Below are 3,989 nucleotides of genomic sequence, written 5' to 3' on the forward strand. Positions count from 1 at the left end.
CGGATTCTTACAGCCTGAATCAGTCAAGAAATGTGGCGCAGAGCGCAGCACAGCTGGCCGTTGCAAAAATTCTGAACAAGGCGGATGCGCAGTTTAATCCGGCAGCTGATCAGGTGATTTTCTTTCCCGCTGGCGGAAGCAGCTTTGAACCATGGGCCGGGTTGGGCGGGGAATACCGCCTGCGAATCGAAAACAAGGGCGATACCCTTATTACGCTGCTTGCTGTTGGCCGCTTCAACGCACAGGAATATCCGGTTCAGGTACAGTTCAGCCCGAACGAAACCAAGCTCGATTTTCCGGAAATTGATAAGGCGGTGTTCTCGAGGAATTCAATCCGAATGGAAGGCAGTGCCAGGATTGTAGGATCAGCAGGAACCAATACGATTTCAAATCAGGGCGTATTTTTTGAATGGTCGCCCAGGGTGGAAGGAAGCCTTACTATTGGTCCCGGCGGAGATATTGGCAGTGTAGTAAGGCAGGGAGACACTTCCTCAGGAAACGTTGACGGGGATATCCTTGTCGCCCCTGAAGAAAGAGATTTCCCGATGCCTGTGTTTCCGGATTTTCCGGTTGGAAACCCGACAGGCAGCTCGGTTGATTTGAGCGGGGTGATGACACAAACCCTGCAGCCTTCTGATTATCACGGGATGTATCTCAATCAGGTGCGGTTAAGAAATGACACCCATCTTTACATTGAAACGGGAGGACATCACCGGGAGCTCTATGTAAATAACCTGAATATCGAGCAGGGGCACATCCATATTTTGGGCGGGGGATCGCTCACAATTTATGTCCAGAACAGCTTCATTTTAACCGGAAGCAGCATGGTCAATTTTGATGATGCTGCTGCTGAGGTGATGCTGTTCTACAAAGGCACCAACGAGCTAAATTTCGCCGGAAGTACCCGGTTCAGAGGCCATCTCTTCGCTGAGACAGCCAACCTCCGTATCGCTAATTCCGGCGGGGTAATGGGGCACATTTTTACCGGTGGCAGTTCTGTAATTGTGAGCGGTGATGCATCGGCCTACTCGCGCGTGCTTTACGCGCCAAATGCTGATGTACGCCTCGAAGGCAGCGGCAGGGTGAGGGGTGCCGTTGTAGCCAATGATTTCCTTATGAGAGGAGATACCCGCGTTTTTTATGATGAAGCCTGGAATTCCGACCCTCCTGATCTTGACTTCGACCTCACAGAGAAAAGTTTTGAAGTGAGCCAGTGGAATTGATTTTTGAATATTACATCCAAATAGACCGGAATTAAGCAAGCGGATTAAGCAGCTTAAATCACCCGGCAGCAAAGGAGAACGACTATGATGCTTCAAACAAGACCCGCGCCGGTTTGGCAAAGCCTGAACATCCCGTTTCATGTACCTATCGATAACCGGATCGAAGAGTACATGCGTTTTCTGAGCGGGCTCAGCAGTGATCAGAAGCGTCAGATGCGCGAATATGTGGAAAGCCTGCTGCTGGCCATGCTCGATACAGAGGCTTCCGATATCGATTTTGGCGGCAGCGGCTGCGGCGGCTACGTTTGGTACCGCGTTCACGGCGATAAAAAGCCGGTGCGCGAAGAAACCTACGATCTCACAGAGACCGATTTGTACCTGCTTAACCTGCTAACCGCCCGGCAGGTTGAAAAACTGCTGCTCGAACACAGCATCGACTTTTCCTATTCCGTCATTCTGGAGAGCGGCTCAGAGCAGCGGTTCAGGGCTACCATCTACAAAGACCTGAACCATGTTGCCCTCAACATGCGGAAGATCAACGAGCAGATCCGCCCGTTCAAATCATTTGGCTTCCATCCGGAAGTGGCACGGTCGCTGAGCCTCAACTACATCAAGTACGGCCTCACCCTGGTAACCGGGATTACCGGCTCGGGTAAATCTTCCACCCTCGATGCCATCATCGATGCCAACAACCGCACCTGCGATGCCCACATTGTGATTATTGCCTCGCCTATTGAGCTGGTTCACAAATCGAAACGCTGCATTGTGCGGCACAGGGAGGTCGGCCGCGATGTGAAATCCTTCCGGGCAGGGGCGGTTGAGTCGCTGCGTCAGGATCCGGACATCATCATGATCGGGGAGCTTCGGGACGAGGAAACCATCAAAACGGCGCTGGAAATCACCGACTCGGGCCACAAGATTTTTTCAACCCTGCACACGGCTTCGGCAACGGAAAGCATCGACCGGATTATCGGCGAGGTAAACGTGAATCAGCAGGAGCGGGTGCGCAACCGCCTGGCCGATGTACTCACCTGTGTAATCAGTCAGAAGCTTGTTCCCTCTACCGACGGCAAGCGGGTGCTGGCCAAAGAAGTGCTGATGGGCACAACCTCGGTGAAAGCCGCCATCCGCAACAATAACCTCGGTGAAATTTATCAGATGATCAACGAAGGCAGTGCGCTGGGCATGATCACGCTGGAGCAGGATCTGAAGCGGTTGTATCAGGAACGGAAAATCACGCTCGAAAACGCCAAGAGTTACGCCAACAACAAAACGCGAATCCGCGAACTCCTTAACCTGGACGCCTGATGTTTAAGCCAAAAGTCATTTACGGACTCAAAATCGATGACGATCAGCTGCGGCTCGTCCGTTTTGAGAAAAAAGGCAAGCTTCTTCAGGCCGTTGCTGTGCGTAAGCTGGATATCAGCGGACTTGTGAGGCCTGAAGGCCGCCGGGATAAGGAACGTGACGAAGCGGGTACAACCGAAGAGGTTTTTGGCTTTAGCGAAGCTGAAGAACATGCCGCAGCGGCAGGCTCAGCCACCAACGGTGCAGCCAAAACCGAGACCGATACCCTGGAAGATCTTGGCTTCGACCTCGATATGGATGATGAGTCCGCGAACTGGGATGAATCGGGGCTCGAAGGGCAGGATGATGAAATGGTGACGGTTGTTACTGCGCTCGACAATATTTTCCGGGAGTTTGGCGACAAAAAAGTAAACCTGGCTTTTGTGATGCCAACCGGCAGTACGTCCTGGTTTACGCTCAGCATCCCTGAGGATATCAAATCCCAAAAGCTTAAGGTCCGCTATATTGAAGACCGGCTTTCCAAGGTGTACAACCAGCAGCTGCCTGATCCTGAGACGTATAAATGGGTGCAGACAACCGGCAACAGGGTACTGATAGGCAGCTGTCCGGATCACATTTTGCTGCTTGAAATGCTGGAAAGGCTTAATCTGGCCCGGCCACAGACGTACTTCCTGCGGGCCTGCGTGCCGGAGGAAGTAGCCCTGATGCAGTATGTGAGTGAAGCAGACAGTACCGCAGATGAGCAGGAAGGCAGCAGTATCCTGATTGAGTTCGGGAAAACGGCTGCGCGAATTGTTGTAATCAAAGGCGGGCTCATCCAATCGGCTATGCCGGTAATACCAAGGGTGAGCCACATCCCGGCCTATGCGAACAAAGTGTTCAGCCGGATGCTCATGGAGCTCGAAAAAGGGGACGTCAAATTTATACGTCAGATTTTAATCAATGACGGCGTTGGCGCTGAAGACCACCTCGTTTCGGTTTTTGAATCCACTTTTATGGAGCTTCCGTGCCGCATCCTGAAGGCAGGGCAGCACGAACATTTAGAAATTGCTGAGGGGGTTACCGCCAGTGTGCCGGTAGCGGCTGCAGGTGCTGCCCTGGCCACTTCCGGCAAGCAGGACAAGCTCACCGAGACGATGAACTTCATCCCCAAGCGGGTAAGCGACCGGCAGAAAGTTTTTAAGCTGCAGTGGCACGGGGTTGTGCTGTTGGTTTGTATTGCACTGGTGCCGGTTGTGGTAAATTCTTTTTACCAGCAGGCGCAGCAGCAGCTGGAAGATGCCCGGCAGGAAGCGGCCCTGCTCCGGATGCAGATTGTTGAATCATCCGGCATAGCCGACAGCGTGCGGGAGCTCGACAGCCGGAATGCACAGCTTGCCGGCCAGCTGAGCCAGATGGAAACCCTCGGAGAAGGCACCCGCATGTGGACCACAACCCTGGATATTCTGCACGCCGGTC

2 protein-coding genes and 1 pseudogene are annotated in these 3,989 nt (G+C 53.1%); all 3 read left to right on the top strand.

The window, feature by feature from the left end:
* Window positions 1–1,223, top strand: a pseudogene (locus LAT75_RS15260) (hypothetical protein); the annotation flags it as partial.
* Between the two features lie 84 nt (window positions 1,224–1,307).
* The gene (locus tag LAT75_RS15265; RefSeq protein WP_291483647.1) at window positions 1,308–2,531 is read left to right on the top strand and encodes a PilT/PilU family type 4a pilus ATPase; all 1,224 of its coding nucleotides are present in this window, start codon (window positions 1,308–1,310) and stop codon (window positions 2,529–2,531) included.
* Window positions 2,531–3,989, top strand: a 1,459-nt coding sequence (locus LAT75_RS15270) for a hypothetical protein (protein ID WP_291483649.1), incomplete at its 3' end; no start/stop codon positions are given. The genes LAT75_RS15265 and LAT75_RS15270, both read left to right, overlap by 1 nt.

The sequence above is a fragment of the Cyclonatronum sp. genome, from assembly GCF_022565315.1.
In the GTDB taxonomy this organism is placed as follows: Bacteria; Bacteroidota; Rhodothermia; order Balneolales; family Cyclonatronaceae; genus Cyclonatronum.

Coding starts and splice junctions, on each gene's coding strand:
- LAT75_RS15265 (WP_291483647.1), top strand. CDS start 1,308: ATGATGCTTCAAACAAGACCCGCGCCGGTTTGGCAAAGCCTGAACATC.